The sequence below is a fragment of the Shewanella chilikensis genome (genome assembly GCF_037953065.1).
Taxonomy (GTDB): domain Bacteria; phylum Pseudomonadota; class Gammaproteobacteria; order Enterobacterales; family Shewanellaceae; genus Shewanella; species Shewanella chilikensis.
The window spans coordinates 4,684,821-4,702,128 of the sequence record NZ_CP149966.1 but is presented as its reverse complement, the minus strand read 5'-3'; the positions used below and the strand labels follow the sequence as shown (position 1 = coordinate 4,702,128).

At 60.4% G+C, this 17,308-nt stretch carries 17 protein-coding genes and 1 pseudogene; 7 read left to right on the top strand and 11 right to left on the bottom strand.

Annotated features, from left to right (window positions below; all coding sequences use genetic code 11):
- Positions 1-16: 16 nt before the first annotated feature.
- Together WKR14_RS21185 and WKR14_RS21180 are read right to left on the bottom strand one after the other, a co-directional pair.
- Positions 17-1,006: an AAA family ATPase gene (locus tag WKR14_RS21185; protein WP_000179436.1), complete on the bottom strand. Its 990-nt coding sequence runs from the start codon at positions 1,004-1,006 to the stop codon at positions 17-19.
- A gap of 240 nt (positions 1,007-1,246) precedes the next feature.
- Positions 1,247-2,227: an IS5-like element ISEc68 family transposase gene (locus tag WKR14_RS21180; protein WP_151532535.1), complete on the bottom strand. Its 981-nt coding sequence runs from the start codon at positions 2,225-2,227 to the stop codon at positions 1,247-1,249.
- A 96-nt stretch (positions 2,228-2,323) separates the two neighbouring features.
- On the opposite strand from WKR14_RS21180, the gene WKR14_RS21175 reads away from it, so the two are divergent.
- The gene (locus tag WKR14_RS21175) at positions 2,324-2,608 is read left to right on the top strand and encodes a hypothetical protein (protein ID WP_015056391.1); all 285 of its coding nucleotides are present in this window, start codon (positions 2,324-2,326) and stop codon (positions 2,606-2,608) included.
- 210 nt (positions 2,609-2,818) lie between these two features.
- Here WKR14_RS21175 and WKR14_RS21170 read toward each other — a convergent pair whose 3' ends face one another.
- The 3 genes from WKR14_RS21170 to groES all read right to left on the bottom strand — a co-directional run bounded on the left by WKR14_RS21170 (position 2,819) and on the right by groES (position 6,523).
- A complete protein-coding gene (locus WKR14_RS21170) occupies positions 2,819-4,300 on the bottom strand; it encodes an IS91 family transposase (protein WP_032723056.1) in 1,482 nt (493 codons plus the stop codon).
- 236 nt (positions 4,301-4,536) lie between these two features.
- The gene (groL, locus tag WKR14_RS21165; RefSeq protein ID WP_004201176.1) at positions 4,537-6,177 is read right to left on the bottom strand and encodes a chaperonin GroEL; all 1,641 of its coding nucleotides are present in this window, start codon (positions 6,175-6,177) and stop codon (positions 4,537-4,539) included.
- A gap of 55 nt (positions 6,178-6,232) precedes the next feature.
- On the bottom strand, positions 6,233-6,523 hold the full coding sequence (gene groES, locus WKR14_RS21160) for a co-chaperone GroES (protein ID WP_004201172.1): 291 nt from the start codon (positions 6,521-6,523) through the stop codon (positions 6,233-6,235).
- Positions 6,524-6,716: 193 nt separating this feature from the next.
- Here groES and cutA point away from each other — a divergent pair, with 193 nt between their 5' ends.
- Together cutA and WKR14_RS21150 are read left to right on the top strand one after the other, a co-directional pair.
- Entirely contained in the window at positions 6,717-7,046 is a 330-nt protein-coding gene (gene cutA / locus WKR14_RS21155) for a divalent-cation tolerance protein CutA (RefSeq protein WP_004201171.1), read from the top strand.
- A 4-nt stretch (positions 7,047-7,050) separates the two neighbouring features.
- Positions 7,051-8,082 carry a protein-disulfide reductase DsbD domain-containing protein gene (locus WKR14_RS21150; RefSeq protein ID WP_004201169.1) on the top strand — a complete coding sequence of 344 codons (1,032 nt, stop codon included), beginning with the start codon at positions 7,051-7,053 and terminating at the stop codon, positions 8,080-8,082.
- 10 nt (positions 8,083-8,092) lie between these two features.
- Here WKR14_RS21150 and WKR14_RS21145 read toward each other — a convergent pair whose 3' ends face one another.
- The 3 genes from WKR14_RS21145 to WKR14_RS21135 are packed head-to-tail and all read right to left on the bottom strand — an operon-like array spanning position 8,093 to position 9,917.
- On the bottom strand, positions 8,093-8,731 hold the full coding sequence (locus WKR14_RS21145; protein WP_004201168.1) for a phosphoribosylanthranilate isomerase: 639 nt from the start codon (positions 8,729-8,731) through the stop codon (positions 8,093-8,095).
- Between the two features lie 4 nt (positions 8,732-8,735).
- Positions 8,736-9,101 carry a bleomycin binding protein Ble-MBL gene (ble, locus tag WKR14_RS21140; RefSeq protein WP_004201167.1) on the bottom strand — a complete coding sequence of 122 codons (366 nt, stop codon included), beginning with the start codon at positions 9,099-9,101 and terminating at the stop codon, positions 8,736-8,738.
- Positions 9,102-9,104: 3 nt separating this feature from the next.
- A complete protein-coding gene (locus WKR14_RS21135; RefSeq protein WP_004201164.1) occupies positions 9,105-9,917 on the bottom strand; it encodes a subclass B1 metallo-beta-lactamase NDM-1 in 813 nt (270 codons plus the stop codon).
- A gap of 298 nt (positions 9,918-10,215) precedes the next feature.
- Here WKR14_RS21135 and WKR14_RS21130 point away from each other — a divergent pair.
- From WKR14_RS21130 to WKR14_RS21110, 4 genes and pseudogenes are all read left to right on the top strand, one after another.
- Positions 10,216-10,422: pseudogene (locus WKR14_RS21130) on the top strand (DMT family transporter); the annotation flags it as partial.
- Positions 10,416-11,255, top strand: coding sequence for a sulfonamide-resistant dihydropteroate synthase Sul1 (gene sul1 / locus WKR14_RS21125; RefSeq protein ID WP_000259031.1), 840 nt, complete (start codon positions 10,416-10,418; stop codon positions 11,253-11,255). The pseudogene WKR14_RS21130 and the gene sul1, both read left to right, overlap by 7 nt.
- A gap of 127 nt (positions 11,256-11,382) precedes the next feature.
- Positions 11,383-11,883 (top strand): GNAT family N-acetyltransferase, encoded by a 501-nt coding sequence (locus tag WKR14_RS21120; RefSeq protein ID WP_000376623.1) that lies wholly within the window; start codon positions 11,383-11,385, stop codon positions 11,881-11,883.
- Positions 11,884-12,389: 506 nt separating this feature from the next.
- Positions 12,390-13,154, top strand: coding sequence for an IS6-like element IS6100 family transposase (locus WKR14_RS21110; protein ID WP_001389365.1), 765 nt, complete (start codon positions 12,390-12,392; stop codon positions 13,152-13,154).
- A gap of 492 nt (positions 13,155-13,646) precedes the next feature.
- Here WKR14_RS21110 and mphR(A) read toward each other — a convergent pair whose 3' ends face one another.
- Genes mphR(A) through WKR14_RS21095 form a run of 3 tightly spaced genes read right to left on the bottom strand, consistent with a single transcriptional unit; the run spans position 13,647 to position 16,371 of the window.
- Entirely contained in the window at positions 13,647-14,231 is a 585-nt protein-coding gene (gene mphR(A) / locus WKR14_RS21105) for a macrolide-binding transcriptional repressor MphR(A) (protein WP_001137892.1), read from the bottom strand.
- Positions 14,231-15,469, bottom strand: a complete 1,239-nt coding sequence (gene mrx(A) / locus WKR14_RS21100) for a macrolide resistance MFS transporter Mrx(A) (protein ID WP_000004159.1) — start codon at positions 15,467-15,469, stop codon at positions 14,231-14,233. Before mrx(A) ends, mphR(A) begins: the two co-directional genes overlap by 1 nt.
- Complete coding sequence (locus WKR14_RS21095; RefSeq protein WP_000219387.1) at positions 15,466-16,371, bottom strand: Mph(A) family macrolide 2'-phosphotransferase; 906 nt, start codon at positions 16,369-16,371, stop codon at positions 15,466-15,468. The genes mrx(A) and WKR14_RS21095 overlap by 4 nt, the downstream gene beginning before the upstream one ends.
- Positions 16,372-17,308 lie beyond the last annotated feature (937 nt).

Here is a 17,308-nt window from a genome sequence, read left to right as displayed (position 1 = left end):
TTCCCTTATATACTTTTTATTTGTTATTACCTGACTGCCTTCTAGAAAAGGCCTTTAACAGTGTTTCACTTGTTATTTTTGCATTAAAATTCAAAACAGCTTCTTTAGCTGCATCTTCACAAGATCGGGTAATCTCAGCAGAGCTCAAACCATTTGCAGCTTCAGCAACCATCCTCCAATCAAAATCATCGGTATCGAAAAGTGATAGACGGTTTTGAATAAGAAGGCATATTTGATCAAATTTTGGTTTTTCAAACTTAATGATGTCATCAAATCTTCTATAAAGCGCTTGGTCTAGTAACTCTGGATGGTTTGTAGCTGCAACAATAATACTCTCTGATGCATCTTGCTCTACAAACAACAAAAATGAGTTTAACACCCTACGAATTTCCCCAACATCATTGGGTGCACCTCGTTGAGTTCCTATAGCATCAAATTCGTCAAAAAGATAAACAGCTCTTGTTTGCCTTATATGATCAAAGATCAAACGCAACTTTGCAGCAGTCTCTCCCATAAAACGAGTAATAAGATTATCTAGGACGATTGTATAAAGAGGTAATTTTAACTCTGTTGCCAACATAGATGCAGACATTGTCTTACCAGTTCCAGGAGAACCAGTAAAAAGAAGTTTTCTACGCGGCTGCAAACCAAACTGACTGAGTTTATCCTTCTGACGCTGTTCTAATATCACCTTCTCCATACGTTCTTGTATGTCATCAGAAAGAACAAGCTCATTTAGGCGAACACTGTGTGGCGTGAGCTCTAATAGACCTTTTAACTCACTTTGATTCTGTTGCGCAAAAGGTATAGTTCTAGACGATGCTAGACCCAGCTTATTGGTAGAACGCTGAGATTTCTCAACAAGATTTTTAATATCGCTCGCAAGCTTATTATGCCCCTGTCGAGCTTCTTTGGCAGCAACCTGAAGGGCAACAGAATAAAAACGCTGATCGTCACGTTCAGCGTGACTCTTTAAAAGCGCTTTTAGTTGTTCCGCAGTAGCCATTATTCAATCTCCATAAGACGGGGCAACTTTACCAATTTTATACAATAAAGTCTGTGTAGTATGACAGGGTTTAAGCACTTAATCCCCTCTAGGGAAGCTGCGATTAAGTGGTTCGCAGCTCCCAATATGACGCCCCAAACCGTCCTTTATCGACGTCCTGTGGCTAAATTTTCCAATTTTCAGCCCAAAATCGTCTCTTCGTGGCTGATTTTGGCCCTGTTTCAGGCCAATTTCCTCATTTCAGGTAGATCTCGCCTGTGCCCGTATCAATTGGTCAACTCGAACCAGGTTCGCCAGGGTGAATAACATCGCCAGTTGACTGTCATTTTTAGCCAGCCCCTTGTACCTGGCTTTGACGAAACCAAACTGACATTTTACTATCCGAAATGGATGCTCAACCTTCGCTCGGATACTCGCTTTCAGGTATTCGTAACGGATGGCCAGCTTGTTCTTGCGCGGGTGTTGCTTCAATGCATTCACTTTGCCGGGACGCTTGGCGATAAGCCAGTCTGCGCTGACATCGCTGAGCTCATCGCGCTTTTCGGCCCCCTGATAACCAGCATCGGCTGAGATAAATTCTTCATCGCCATGCAGTAACTTGCCAACCTGATTGAGGTCGTGCTCGTTAGCCGCCGTGGTCACCAGACTGTGGGTCAGGCCACTTTTGGCGTCCACGCCAATGTGCGCTTTCATGCCGAAGTACCACTGGTTACCTTTCTTGGTCTGGTGCATGTCTTCATCACGGCTGTTGTGTTTGTTTTTGGTAGAGCTGGGGGCTTGAATGATGGTGGCATCCACCAAGGTGCCCTGGGTCATTAGAACGCCACACTCTGCTAGCCAGTGATTAACGGTACTGAAGATTTTGCGGGCCAGTTCATGCTGCTCCAGCAAATGCCGGAAATTCATGATGGTAGTGCGGTCTGGAATGGCTTTATCCAGTGACAGGCGAGCAAATTGTCGCATGGAGGCGATTTCATAGAGGGCATCTTCCATGGCCTCATCGCTCAGGTTGTACCATTGCTGCATGCAGTGAATACGCAGCATGGTTTCCAGCGGATAGGGCCTGCGACCATTACCGGCCTTGGGATACACAGGCTCGATAACGCCAAGTAATTTGTCCCAGGGAAGCAAGTTATCCATTCTGCCAAGGAAGATTTCTTTGCGGGTCTGGCGGCGTTTACTGGAAAACTCACTGTCGGCAAAAGTCAGTTGCTGGCTCATCCGGTTACTCATTCAGGGGTCAGGTTACAACACGATGATCTCATATCTCGGACTTATTCGCACCTTCCTTAAATCTCTACACTCAAGGTTAGATTTATGTCTACTGCTCATAAAAAAGCATCCTTATTGCAAAAAGTCAGTAAAGGACTCACAGTTGGTTCAGTCATTACAGGAAGCACGTTTTTACATGGTCCCCCTGTTTTGGCACTCGGTTTTACCAAGCTGTTTAAAAAATCAAAAAAAGTAGACGAAACCAATATTCAATTGGCCAATAGCTGGATTGGTGTAAACAACCACCTGATTGAAAAGGTGCTGCCAAACCTAAAGTGGGATATGGGTATAGGAAGTTCAACCGCCCTTTTTGGCGAGTCTGGCGGGTAGGAAGCGGCCGCGCAAGCGCCGCTTTGGGCACAGATCGGGCACAGATCGGGGGTTCATGCGTGGGTTTTCGACATCGCGGGGCCACGCAGCGGCTCAGTGCGTAGCCATTTCTCACCGAATCCCGGCACAGGGCCGAGCGCAGCCCTGCGGGGTCGTGGCCGCATCGGATCGGACTCTGGCTTGGCTGCCGGCTGTGTGGCCGGCGCCTCATCACGCGGCGGGCGGCGGGGCGCGCGCTGCGGGCCGGTAGTGCGCTTGCTCCAGCGCGCCGTGTTTCTCGAAGTGGGCGAGGATGGCGCGAATGGCCTTGGGGTCTTCGATGCTGGCGACGATCCGCACCGCGCCGCCGCAGTGGGCGCAGGTGGTGATGTCGATGGAAAAGACCCGCTTGAGCCGTTGCGCCCAGCTCATCGCACGGCGCTTCTGCTCGGGGCTGCGCGGCTCGTCGTGGGCGCTGACGTCCACTGGCGCCGCATCGCCCGCAGGCCGCCTGCCGCGCCCCGAGGGCGTCAGCTGCGCGCGCAGGTTTGCATTCGGGGCGAATACGCCGTGGAAGCGGGTGAGATGCGCGCGTGGCGGCGGGACCAGTGCCGCCAGCTTGGCGATGAAGTCCACCGCATCCCATTCGACATGCGTGGTGCCATTGCGCCACGGCGTCTTGAGCTGGTAACGCACCCTGCCCTGTGGCGAGATCGATAGCCGCTGCTCGCTGATCGCCGGGCGCGTGATGTAGCGGCACAGCTTTTCGAGCTTGTGGCTTTCGTGTGCTTCCGCGGCCACGCCGGCATGCAGCGAGAAGCCGCCGACCTTGCCGGCGTCGCCCTCCAGCGGACCGGCGTCGCCAGGCAGCGTTTGCAGCGTGACGACCTTGCGGCCAGCGTCGCGACCGGTGGCGATGCGGTAGGTCATCGAACTCATCCGCAGCCCATCCATGCCGTCGTCGCTACCCGCGCTGTCGGACAGGAACACGGATTCGTCTTCGCCTTCGAGCCAGCCGCGGCGCGACAGGTGCCGGCACACGCGATGCGCGATGGTGTTGGCCAGTTCCGTCAGTTGCGCCGATGTGGGCGCACGGGTGCGGTGCAGGCGCGGCTTGCGCTGCGGACGCTCGGTGGTGTCCTCGTACACGCCGTCGAGCCACAGCATGTGGAAGTGGATGTTGAGATTCAGCGCGCTGCCGAAGCGCTGGATCAGGGTCACCACGCCGCATTGCGCCGTATCCCGCGGCACGCCGGCCTGATCGGCAAGCCAACCGGCGATCACACGATGCACGATGCCCAGCACCGGGCCGATCGCCTCAGGCTTGCTGGCGAACAGGAAGCGCAACGGGTACGGGAAACTCAGCACCCATTGCCGCACCGGCCGCGGGCCGAACACCTCGTCCACCAGATGCCGCGCCGACTCGGCCATGCGCCGTGCGCCGCAGCTCGGGCACAGCCCGCGCTTCTTGCAGGAATACGCCACCAGCCTCTCGGCACGACAGTGCTCGCAGACCACGCGCAGGAAGCCGTGCTCGAGCACGCCGCAGCGCAGGTAGGTCTCGAACTCCTCGCGCACATACTCGGGCAGCGGGCGGTCTTCGGCCTCAAGACGCGCGATGAAGTCCGGGTAGTGCGCCTGCACTAGCGCGTACAGCAGCGTGCGCTCGGGCAGGTGGCGCGCGTAACGCGCAGCGGCGTGGGCGGCCGGCAGTGGCGCGCACACCTCGGCCTGCCGCCGGGGTGCGGTCAGGCGCGGCACGCAGCGCTCCGTTGCAGGGACGGCTGCTCAGGGTTGCGCCCGCGAGCACGCGTTCATATCGGCGTTTTCTGATCTTCGCGTCAGACATTGCCGCGGGGCGGGTAGGAAGTCTCCCGCCTCGGACGCCAGAACGCACAAAGCCCGGCACGAGGCCGGGCTTTGTGGTCTTGCTTGATGGATCGCGGGGCTTAGAAATCCATGCCGCCCATGCCGCCCATGCCGCCGCCGGCCGGCATCGCCGGCTCGTCCTTCTTCGGGGCCTCGGCCACCATCGCTTCGGTGGTGATCATCAGGCCCGCGATCGACGCGGCGTTCTGCAGCGCGGTGCGGGTGACCTTGGTCGGGTCCAGGATGCCGAACTCGATCATGTCGCCGAACTCGCCGTTGGCGGCGTTGTAGCCGAACGCACCCGAACCTTCGACCACGCGGTTGAGGATGACCGACGGCTCATCGCCGGCATTGGTCACGATCTCGCGCAGCGGGGCTTCCATCGCGCGCAGGGCGATCTGGATGCCGTGGTTCTGGTCTTCGTTCACGCCCTTGATGCCGGCGATCGCCGCCTTGGCACGGATCAGGGCGACGCCGCCGCCCGGGACGATGCCTTCCTCGACGGCCGCACGGGTCGCGTGCAGGGCGTCTTCGACGCGCGCCTTCTTTTCCTTCATCTCGACTTCGGTGGCGGCACCGACCTTGATCACCGCAACGCCGCCGGCCAGCTTGGCCACGCGCTCCTGCAGCTTCTCGCGGTCGTAGTCGGAGGAGGTCTCCTCGATCTGCGCCTTGATCTGCTTGATGCGCGCCTCGATGCCCGCGCCTTCGCCGGCGCCATCGATGATGGTGGTGTTTTCCTTCGACACCTGGATCTTCTTGGCGCGGCCGAGGTCCTTGATGGTGGCCTTCTCCAGCGACAGGCCGACTTCCTCGGAAATCACCACGCCGCCGGTCAGGATCGCCATGTCTTCCAGCATCGCCTTGCGACGGTCGCCGAAGCCCGGGGCCTTCACCGCGCAGACCTTGACGATGCCGCGGATGGTGTTGACCACCAGGGTCGCCAGCGCTTCGCCTTCGACTTCCTCCGCCACGATCAGCAGCGGCTTGCCGGCCTTGGCCACGCCCTCGAGGACGGGCAGCAGGTCGCGCACGTTGGAGATCTTCTTGTCGTACAGCAGGATGAAGGGATCATCCAGGTCGGCCGACATCGACTGCTGGTTGTTGACGAAGTACGGGCTCAGGTAGCCGCGGTCGAACTGCATGCCCTCGACCACGTCGAGTTCGTTGTCCAGGCCGCTGCCTTCCTCGACCGTGATCACGCCTTCCTTGCCGACCTTGTCCATCGCCTGCGCGATCAGGTCGCCGATGTTGGCATCCGAGTTCGCGGAGATCGCGCCGACCTGGGCGATTTCCTTGCTGGTCGACGACGGCTTGGACAGCGACTTCAGTTCGCCGACCGCGGCCTTCACCGCCTGGTCGATGCCGCGCTTCAGGTCCATCGGGTTCATGCCGGCGGCGACCGCCTTCATGCCCTCGCGGATGAACGCCTGCGCCAGCACGGTGGCGGTGGTGGTGCCGTCGCCGGCGTTGTCGGAGGTCTTGGAAGCGACTTCCTTCACCATCTGCGCGCCCATGTTCTCGAACGCGTCAGCCAGTTCGATTTCCTTGGCGACGGAGACGCCGTCCTTGGTGATGGTCGGCGCGCCGTAGCTCTTCTGCAGCACGACGTTGCGGCCCTTCGGGCCGAGGGTCGCCTTCACGGCGTTGGCGAGCACGTTGACGCCGCGCACCATCTTGGAGCGCGCGTCTTCGCCGAAACGAATGTCCTTGGCAGCCATTGCGAATTACCTCGAAAAATTATTCGGATGAGAAATGTGTGGGAGCGACGCGCGATCAGCCGAGGATCGCGAACAGGTCGTCTTCCTTCACCACCAGCAGCTCGACGCCGTCCAGCTTCACTTCGGTGCCGCTGTACTTGCCGAACAGCACCTTGTCGCCGACCTTGACCTGCGGCGCGCGGACCTGGCCGTTGTCCAGCACCTTGCCGGTGCCGACGGCGACGACTTCGCCCTTGATCGGCTTCTCGGTGGCCGAATCCGGGATCACGATCCCGCCGGCGGACAGCTTCTCTTCTTCCATGCGCTTGATGACCACGCGGTCGTGCAGCGGCTTGATATTGGACATGGCAACCTCGGTAAATGGTTGATTGACGTGGAAAAACCCGGCGATTTTAGCAGTCGCGCGAAGCGAGTGCCAAACCGCGGACAACAGAACCGGGCGAACCCGGCATGCCACCGAGATGGGGCGGGCCCGCCGACTTTCAAGGGCCGCACGCGGATGTCCGCCAGGCCCGCCGGATCGGGGCAGCCGCTACCCTATGCCGGTGAGCGCCCTGATCTGCTTCTGCACCTGTCCCGACGCCGACAGCGCCGAGCGCATCGCCACCGCGCTGGTGGCCGAGCGCCTGGCCGCCTGCGTCAACCTCCTGCCCGGCCTGCGTTCGGTCTATCGCTGGCAACGCAAGGTCGAGGCCGCGGCCGAGGTCCTGCTGCTGGTCAAGACCAGTGCCGAGGCCTACCCCGCCCTGCAGGAACGCCTGCGCCAACTGCATCCCTACGAACTCCCGGAGCTGCTCGCGGTCGAAGCCGCGTCCGGCCTGCCCGAATACCTGCAATGGCTGGCCGCCGAGAGCCGACCGGTAAACTGAGCCAATGACCGCATCCACGATCCGCCTGCGCCGCTGGCTGGCCGGGCTCGCCCTGCTGCTTGCGCTGCCCGCGACCTCGGCCGTCGCCCAGGACTTCGAACTGCCGCCGGTCGACGAGGTCTTCGTCCTGTCCGCGCAGGCCACCGCGCCGGACCGCATCGAGGTGCGCTGGCGGATCGCCGACGGCTATTACCTGTACCGGCACCGCACCTCGGTCAAGGCCGATGCCGCCTTCACCGGCGCGACCATGGCGCTGCCGAAGGGCAAGGCCTACCGCGACGAATTCTTCGGCGACGTCGAAACCTACCGCAAGGAATTGCTCGGCACCCTCACCGGCACGCCCGCGGCCGGCGCGAGCGCGACCACCCTGACCGTGAAGTACCAGGGCTGCGCCGATGCCGGCGTGTGCTACCCGCCGCAGACCCGCACCCTGAAGGTCGCGTTGCCGGGCGAAGCGGGCGCTGGCGGCTTCGGCTGTAAGGCGCGCGGGCTGCATGATTATGTCGTCAAGAACGGCTCTGCCGATCATCCCAACGCCGAGGTGAAATTCGCACTGGGTGATGTGGTCAACACCATGATCGGCTGCACTAATGGTGAAACGATCATGCTGTGCCACGACACCTCGCTGCCGCGCCCCTATTCTCTCGGCTTTCGGGTGCAAGGCACCGAGGGGCTGTGGATGGACGTCAACAAGTCGATCTATCTGGAGGGCAAGAGCCCACAGCCGCACCGCTGGGAGCCTGCCGAGGGCTGGTTTGCGAAATACGATCACCCGCTATGGAAACGCTACGCCGATCTGGCGGCAGGGGCCGGGCATGGCGGGATGGACTGGTTCGTGATCCACGCTTTTGTCGAGGCGCTGAAGGCCAAGGCCCCGATGCCAATCGACATTTACGACGCGCTGGCCTGGAGCGCGATCACGCCTCTGTCGGAACAATCGATTGCTGAGGGCAATCGCACGTTAGATTTTCCCGACTTCACCCGAGGGCAGTGGCGCACCCGCAAGCCGATCTTTGCGCTGAACGACGCCTATTGATCGACGCGATTTAGGCCAAGCGCACCGCAAAGGCGAAATTGGTAATCTTGTCGGTATCCTTGACGCCCGGCGCGCTTTCGACGCCGCTGGAGGTATCGACCAGCGGCGCTCCGGTGCGCGCAATCGCCTCGGCAACATTCGTCGGATTTAGCCCGCCTGCCAGCCCCCACGGCAAGGCACCGCGATATCCGGCCAGCAGCGACCAGTCGAACGCCAACCCCATGCCGCCGGGCAGCGCGCCTTTGGGGGTCTTGGCGTCGAACAAGATCAAGTCCGCCGCCCCGGCATAGGCTGCGGCGCGTGCGACATCGCTGGCGCTGGCGACGGGCAGCGCCTTCCACACCGGCTTGCCAAACCGCGCGCGCAACTGGGCCACGCGTTCGGGCGATTCCGAACCGTGCAGCTGCAGCGCGTTCAGCTTGGCTGCCACCAGTGCGTCGGCGATGACAGCATCATCCGCATCGACGAACAAACCGACCATGGCGATCTGGCCAGCTGCGCGCGATGTCAAAGCGCCCGCGACATTCGACGTAACCGCACGGGGCGACGCTGGATAGAACACCAACCCGGCATAGTCCGCCCGCGCCGCGATGGTCGCATCGAGCGCCTCGGGTGTGCTGATCCCGCAAATCTTGATTTTCGCGGGCATGCGGTCAGTCGGGGTTCTGGATCAGCCGCACCAGCGTGCAGTCGGGATCGATCAGGTAGCCGATCCTCAGGCCGCTCGCCTCCAGTTGCGGAGCTTTGAAGCGCGGCCAGCCGGTGCTTTTTTCCTCGGCTCCCGCCGCGTTCACCAATGCCACCATGGCATCGAGATCATCCAACCGCAGGCAACAGCCGAACGAGCTCGTAGCTGGGTCGAGGTCAGGATAGGGGAAGAATTCGAGCTGCAAACCGCCGCGCTGCAGGATCATCCAGCCGCGATCCTTCCAACTCGTCGCAAAGCCCAGCTTCGCATAAAACGCCTCTGTCACATCGAAATCGCGCGATGGCAGATTGGGGGTGACGTGGTCAGCCATGGCTCAGCGCAGCTTGTCGGCCATGCGGGCCGTATGAGTGATTGCGGCGCGGCTATCGGGGGCGGAATGGCTCATCACGATCATGCTGGCCTTGGGGAACGCCGCACCAAACGCGCGCGCTGACGCGGCGTAGTGCTCAGTGTCGGCATCACCGAGATTGCCGAGCGACTTGGCCTTGCTGTCCTTGATCAGGCAGCCACCAAAAGCGATGTCGGTGCCGTCGATCCCAACGGTGATATTGTCACTGGTGTGGCCGGGGCCGGGGTAAAATACCTTGAGCGGGCCAAAGTTGGGCGCGGTTGCTGGTTCGACCCAGCCATTGGCGGCGAAAGTCAGGCTGTGTTGCGCCGCAACCATCCCCTCTTGCGGGGCAAGCTGGTTCGACAACGCATTGGCATAAGTCGCAATCCCCGCCGCATGCAGCGCGTCCATACCGCCCATCTTGTCCTGATGCGCGTGAGTCACCACCGCCAGCGCGACCGGCAGGTTGATCTCCTGCTTGATCCAGTTGAGGATCTGGGCGGTCTGGTCATCGGTCCAGGCGGTATCGACCACCAGCACGCGGCCGCCATCCCTGACGATCAAACCGTTGGAAGCGACTGCCCCGAAACCCGGCATGTCGAGATAGGAAGTGTGCTGCCAGACATTCGGTGCGAGCTGGCGGAAAACCAGATCGCCAAACCGTTGGTCGCCAGTTTCCATTTGCTGGCCAATCGTCGGGCGGATTTCACCGGGCATGCACCCGCTCAGCATCAATGCAGCGGCTAATGCGGTGCTCAGCTTCGCGACCGGGTGCATAATATTGGGCAATTCCATCAAGTTTTCCTTTTATTCAGCATTAAAAACCCCGCAAATGCGAGGCCTAGTAAATAGATGATCTTAATTTGGTTCACTGTAGCAAAAATATGGGGCGAATTCAAACATGAGGTGCGACAGTTTCAAAAGCCATATGATAATCAACAAGCTGAGCAAATTTCTCTAATGGTGTAAGCCAATCTAAGGAAGGTGAGAACAAGTACCCTCCACAACAAAACTGAAAATTTTAGTCGATTTAATTCAAATGCTTACAAAGGCGTATTTTTGTACTTGGTGACTTATTCGCACCTTCCCTAACGCTCTGGTTCTGAAATCCATCCCTGTCGGTGTTGCTTATGCAGTCTGGTCGGGACTCGGCGTCGTCATAATTACAGCCATTGCCTGGTTGCTTCATGGGCAAAAGCTTGATGCGTGGGGCTTTGTAGGTATGGGGCTCATAATTGCTGCCTTTTTGCTCGCCCGATCCCCATCGTGGAAGTCGCTGCGGAGGCCGACGCCATGGTGACGGTGTTCGGCATTCTGAATCTCACCGAGGACTCCTTCTTCGATGAGAGCCGGCGGCTAGACCCCGCCGGCGCTGTCACCGCGGCGATCGAAATGCTGCGAGTCGGATCAGACGTCGTGGATGTCGGACCGGCCGCCAGCCATCCGGACGCGAGGCCTGTATCGCCGGCCGATGAGATCAGACGTATTGCGCCGCTCTTAGACGCCCTGTCCGATCAGATGCACCGTGTTTCAATCGACAGCTTCCAACCGGAAACCCAGCGCTATGCGCTCAAGCGCGGCGTGGGCTACCTGAACGATATCCAAGGATTTCCTGACCCTGCGCTCTATCCCGATATTGCTGAGGCGGACTGCAGGCTGGTGGTTATGCACTCAGCGCAGCGGGATGGCATCGCCACCCGCACCGGTCACCTTCGACCCGAAGACGCGCTCGACGAGATTGTGCGGTTCTTCGAGGCGCGGGTTTCCGCCTTGCGACGGAGCGGGGTCGCTGCCGACCGGCTCATCCTCGATCCGGGGATGGGATTTTTCTTGAGCCCCGCACCGGAAACATCGCTGCACGTGCTGTCGAACCTTCAAAAGCTGAAGTCGGCGTTGGGGCTTCCGCTATTGGTCTCGGTGTCGCGGAAATCCTTCTTGGGCGCCACCGTTGGCCTTCCTGTAAAGGATCTGGGTCCAGCGAGCCTTGCGGCGGAACTTCACGCGATCGGCAATGGCGCTGACTACGTCCGCACCCACGCGCCTGGAGATCTGCGAAGCGCAATCACCTTCTCGGAAACCCTCGCGAAATTTCGCAGTCGCGACGCCAGAGACCGAGGGTTAGATCATGCCTAGCATTCACCTTCCGGCCGCCCGCTAGCGGACCCTGGTCAGGTTCCGCGAAGGTGGGCGCAGACATGCTGGGCTCGTCAGGATCAAACTGCACTATGAGGCGGCGGTTCATACCGCGCCAGGGGAGCGAATGGACAGCGAGGAGCCTCCGAACGTTCGGGTCGCCTGCTCGGGTGATATCGACGAGGTTGTGCGGCTGATGCACGACGCTGCGGCGTGGATGTCCGCCAAGGGAACGCCCGCCTGGGACGTCGCGCGGATCGACCGGACATTCGCGGAGACCTTCGTCCTGAGATCCGAGCTCCTAGTCGCGAGTTGCAGCGACGGCATCGTCGGCTGTTGCACCTTGTCGGCCGAGGATCCCGAGTTCTGGCCCGACGCCCTCAAGGGGGAGGCCGCATATCTGCACAAGCTCGCGGTGCGACGGACACATGCGGGCCGGGGTGTCAGCTCCGCGCTGATCGAGGCTTGCCGCCATGCCGCGCGAACGCAGGGGTGCGCCAAGCTGCGGCTCGACTGCCACCCGAACCTGCGTGGCCTATACGAGCGGCTCGGATTCACCCACGTCGACACTTTCAATCCCGGCTGGGATCCAACCTTCATCGCAGAACGCCTAGAACTCGAAATCTAACGTCCGTTCGGGCATCGAGGTCCATGTCGGGGTGGGACGGGCCCGTGGCTTCAAGATCACTTGCAGTCCGACCGCGATGTCTTGGTTGCGCGAGAGGTTGTCGATATCCTCCACTTCCATCATCAACCCTGGATAATGCCGCCGCCGTCATCGCCGCCGACGCCCGTGCCGGGCTTTTCGGGCCTGTCAGGCTTGCTCGGCCTTCAGCCTGCCTGGGCGAGATCTCCGGCGGACGGATTAACGGCGGAGCTTCGCCGCCTTTCGTGCGTGTGAAGGCCGAAGATAGTTCTCTCAAAAACATCCGTTTATGAGAGATACCAAATGTCATTTTCAGAAGACGACTGCACCAGTTGATTGGGCGTAATGGCTGTTGTGCAGCCAGCTCCTGACAGTTCAATATCAGAAGTGATCTGCACCAATCTCGACTATGCTCAATACTCGTGTGGGCTCTGTTGCAAAAATCGTGAAGCTTGAGCATGCTTGGCGGAGATTGGACGGACGGAACGATGACGGATTTCAAGTGGCGCCATTTCCAGGGTGATGTGATCCTGTGGGCGGTGCGCTGGTATTGTCGCTATCCGATCAGCTATCGCGACCTTGAGGAAATGCTGGCGGAACGCGGCATTTCGGTCGACCATACGACGATCTATCGCTGGGTCCAGTGCTACGCCCCGGAGATGGAGAAGCGGCTGCGCTGGTTCTGGCGGCGTGGCTTTGATCCGAGCTGGCGCCTGGATGAAACCTACGTCAAGGTGCGGGGCAAGTGGACCTACCTGTACCGGGCAGTCGACAAGCGGGGCGACACGATCGATTTCTACCTGTCGCCGACCCGCAGCGCCAAGGCAGCGAAGCGGTTCCTGGGCAAGGCCCTGCGAGGCCTGAAGCACTGGGAAAAGCCTGCCACGCTCAATACCGACAAAGCGCCGAGCTATGGTGCAGCGATCACCGAATTGAAGCGCGAAGGAAAGCTGGACCGGGAGACGGCCCACCGGCAGGTGAAGTATCTCAATAACGTGATCGAGGCCGATCACGGAAAGCTCAAGATACTGATCAAGCCGGTGCGCGGTTTCAAATCGATCCCCACGGCCTATGCCACGATCAAGGGATTCGAAGTCATGCGAGCCCTGCGCAAAGGACAGGCTCGCCCCTGGTGCCTGCAGCCCGGCATCAGGGGCGAGGTGCGCCTTGTGGAGAGAGCTTTTGGCATTGGGCCCTCGGCGCTGACGGAGGCCATGGGCATGCTCAACCACCATTTCGCAGCAGCCGCCTGATCGGCGCAGAGCGACAGCCTACCTCTGACTGCCGCCAATCTTTGCAACAGAGCCCGCCGTGCTAGTCTGCTCGGTGATGGTGGAGTGAAGCCAACCCGCAATCGGGTTATGAATCTGCATCGCGATTCGCAATCAGCTGTCTCTTGAGCATGTCGAACTCCTGCGATGTTATCTCGCCGTGCTCGTGCTGCTACACCAACTTGTCCAACTCATCCGCCACACCGCTCCCCACCACCTGCGATGGCCAGGTTGTTTGCTGGGCGCATTGGCGGAGTATCGTCTCGACCCGGGACACCCACACCGGCACAACCTTACGGGAGTGATTCACTGTCAAAGAATCGGCCCGGTGCTCTGACGCAAGTATCGGGATGGTCACCATTTGTAAGCCGTAGACCTGAGTGGTGATCAAGACTTCGATACCACCGACCGTACCGGTACTAATCGACGACGGTCGTGTTCGTCGCCTGCCGCAGGGACTCTGCACACCTCCGTTTACGCATGTGCCTGGAGGAGTTGGAAATCGTCGTGTTCGGGAAACATTAAACACAGGATGGCAGCGATCTGAGCCAGCACATGATCAGCTAGCTCACCATCCGGATCGACGGCCCACTGCATCGTCGCGCCAGCGATGACCGAGTGCAGGAGCAACTCAGCTGCCGCAGGAGCACCTGGGGGCAGTCGCTTGCGGATCCCCTCCACCACCGCGCGGTTCCGCTGGATCGCAAGCGTGCGTAGCTCCGGCACCTGGAGCTCGTACCAGGAGATGAGATAGTTCACCGAGAAGTCGTTGCGAGTGTTCATGCTCCGAACGAGCACCTGCAAAAATTCCCAGAGCCCTTGCGGCCCTGCGCCTATCGGTATCGCATTCAGGTAATGCCGCACCTGCTCGACGCCGCGCTCCATCATCCTCACCAGCAGCGTATCGCGGTTGGTGAAGCGCTGGATTAACGCTGCGCGGGAGAGCCCCACCTCCTTTGCTACTCCGCTGAGCGTGAACTCTATGGGACCGCAACGCTTCAGCACTACGGTGGCGGCCTCGAGTACCTCGTCATCGGACTTGAGCTTGGGGCGGGGCATCAGTGTTCACCTTCTGTATGGGTTGGGGCGGAGGCTGTGGCTGCCGCCGCCATTGTAGCAAATTGAAGACGGAGCGAGAGTAGAGCCACGAGCCCCGCAAACACGGCCGATACAACGAGGCCAGGGAGCGGACCAGCAAGGTCGACAAACGCGCCGGCCGCAAGCATAACCATGGGCGAGGCTGACAGCATCACCGCCGAGACCGTGCCGAGTACCCGGCCGAGAAGTTCTGGCGGCGTGCGGTTGTAGATGGCAGCGTTGAGAATGGGAGAGACTGAGCCGGTCAGCAGTCCCACGAGCGCGCCCAACAACATCAGCACCGGCACGCCTGGCAACTGTGAAAGCAGAAGCGAGCCCACCGCAGAGCCACAAAATGCCACCGCCAGCCAGTTCTGCGCTGATATCCGGGCGCCGACCGACGCATGAATGGCAATGCCAAGGAGACCACCAGCCCCCATCATTGAGGAGAACAGCCCGAGCTCTGCTACTTGGCGTCCTGCATCTACAAACAGCGCAGGCATGATGACGCTGCCGTTGGCGCCAACGATGCCCACGAAGATCATCACTATACCAAAGAGAGGGCGCAGCAGGGGTTCGCTCCAGAGAAAAGCGACGCCGGCGCGCATGGAGAGAGTCGCCGTCGTGGTCATCGTCCGAGCGGCACGCGCGGGAAGCACCCACGCGCCGAGCAGACCTGCAAGGACGGAGCAGAACGCCGTCAGCCCGAGCGTTGGCGCAGCGCCAAGCAGGCCGATTGCGGCCCCCCCAAGGGCCGGGCCACCTAGAATCGCGACGTTCCCGATCACCGCTTTCAGTGACGAGACGCGCTCAACGGAGAGCCCGGCGACGTGGCCGAGTTTGGGCAGCTCACTGTCCTGCGCGGCCATACCGGGTGCGTCGAACGCGGCACCGAGCACCACGCAAGCGATCAGCCCAGTGTTCGAGAGGGCGCCAACGGCATCGAGCAGTGGGATGCTCGCCATGGCCACGCCGCCCACCACACCCGAGATCAATGCGACGGGCGCGCGCCCGAACCGATCGACGAGGCCACCACCAACCCACGCGCCGATGATGGTCGCGATGACGCTGCTAGCGGCCGTGGCGCCCGCCCAGGCCGCGCTCTTTGTATGAGACAGGACGAACCATGGAAGCGCGAGGGCCGCCACCGCGTTGCCGATCCGGAAGAGAAAGGTCGCCGCGAACAGCGTCGCGAGCGGGCTATATCGACGTTCGCTCATTCCGCTGCGGCGAGCTGCGCCTTCGCCGCAGCGAGGTACTCTTCGTTACCCGAGTCGAGGGCGAAGAGTGCGTAGGTGACCGCCCCGAACGCAAGGCGCTCCGCGATGTGGTGGGCGAGCCGCGGCCACACCCGGCCACCGGCCGCTTCATACGTGAGGAGGAGCTTCGCGAGCCCCTCTTCACCAAAGACCATAAGGTGCGCGGCCATGTCGATGGCAGGGTCATCAACGCGGGCCTCGCTCCAGTCGATCATCCCGCTGACGCGCTCCGTGTTGTCGATGAGCACATGGCCCACGTAGAGATCGCCATGCACCACCACGGAGAAATCTGGCCACGACGAATCGTCGTCGAGCCAGCGCTGCCACCGGTGGAGGCGCTTGTCGTTCACCACGAACTCGCGTCGGACGCGGTCAACGTCGTCGGCCACCTTCTGACGGGCCTGCGTCGGTGTACGGATGAGCATCCCCGCATCCACGGCGGCGGAAATGGGGACGGCATGCAGGGCGGCGAGCGCGGTCGCGAAGCTCTCCGCGAAGACCTCCGAGTCCTGCGGCACGACCCAGTCGGGCGTGGACGAACCAGGCTGGATGACCATCGCAGTCGAGTCTTCGAGCATGGGATAGGCAACGAGCTCGGCGTTGGCCACGCGCCAGTCCGGCACCGCGAACGGCAGGCGATTCTTGAGCATTGCCAGCACCCGCGCCTCTGGTTCGACCTTCGCGCTTACCTCGGCTCGGCGCGGGATGCGCAGCACCCACCGACGTCCATCGTCGACGGTGGCGATCACGATCCTATAGTCGAGCCCAAGCTCATTGACAGTCAGCGGGCCATGGAGCTTGAGCCCATGTCGGGCTGCAAGTGCGTACAGTTGGAAGGTATCGGCGGTCGTGACTACGGTCATGATTCACTCCTGAGGGCTTGACGGGTTTAGCCACCTAAATATAACAGTCACGTCGGTTATATTCAATCCTCATGCGAATCGGGGTACGACCCACAGCCCCCTCAGTACAGGTCCATCGTCACACCCGAGATCGTTGGGGTCCAGCTCCCAGTGGTTCGGAGCAACGGGCGGCAGGGCAATGATCCGAAAATTACCCCTTCCTTTGCGTCACCACAGCTTGCACCAACTGACCCTGAATTAAAAAATTGAAAAACTAACTTTTGGGTGTTGACTTAAAGCAAACCAAGCATATGCTAACCAATAGTTAGCAAATTGATTTCGCACGATGGACAACCCCAGCCGGAGGACCAGCACAACACTGGCAGCGGTGGCAACAAACCGCTTGGGGAAATAACACCGGCAACCGGGCTGACTAACCTCCCCGCTCTCCCTTGGCAAGGCTGGAATGCATGCCGACCAAGGTGAATGGAAATTAAGGCAGTGACCGGCTGACAGCTGGAAAGACAGCACAGTTGAAGTGATAGCGAACACAGCGAGTGGCGGGTCTGACTCCCCAGCCACCCACCCGGTGAAAGGCCGGGACACAACCGGGATTGCATTGCAGGTGAGCCAAGGCCCATGGGGTACCGCACGAGAGACCCGGAGACCAATGCAATCCACGGTTGTGGTGAATGGGAAGGTCTTTGCGCCAACCGGCATTCGTAGGGATGCCCCCTAGACCTCGGCCGGTGTCAGACCCGGCCACCACAACCAACCGATATGACCACCCCAAGGAGGTGATCACATCTCCCACCGCAGGGTTAAGCGGATGCCTGGTCCCGCTGTGAAGCGCCACCCAGGCCCTCGCCGAGAGGCGACCGTTTCGAATGGTAGGTCTGCCCGTGAGGGCGCACCGGTACCGACAGCAAGAACGGCTGACTCACTGTGAAGTGCTCAA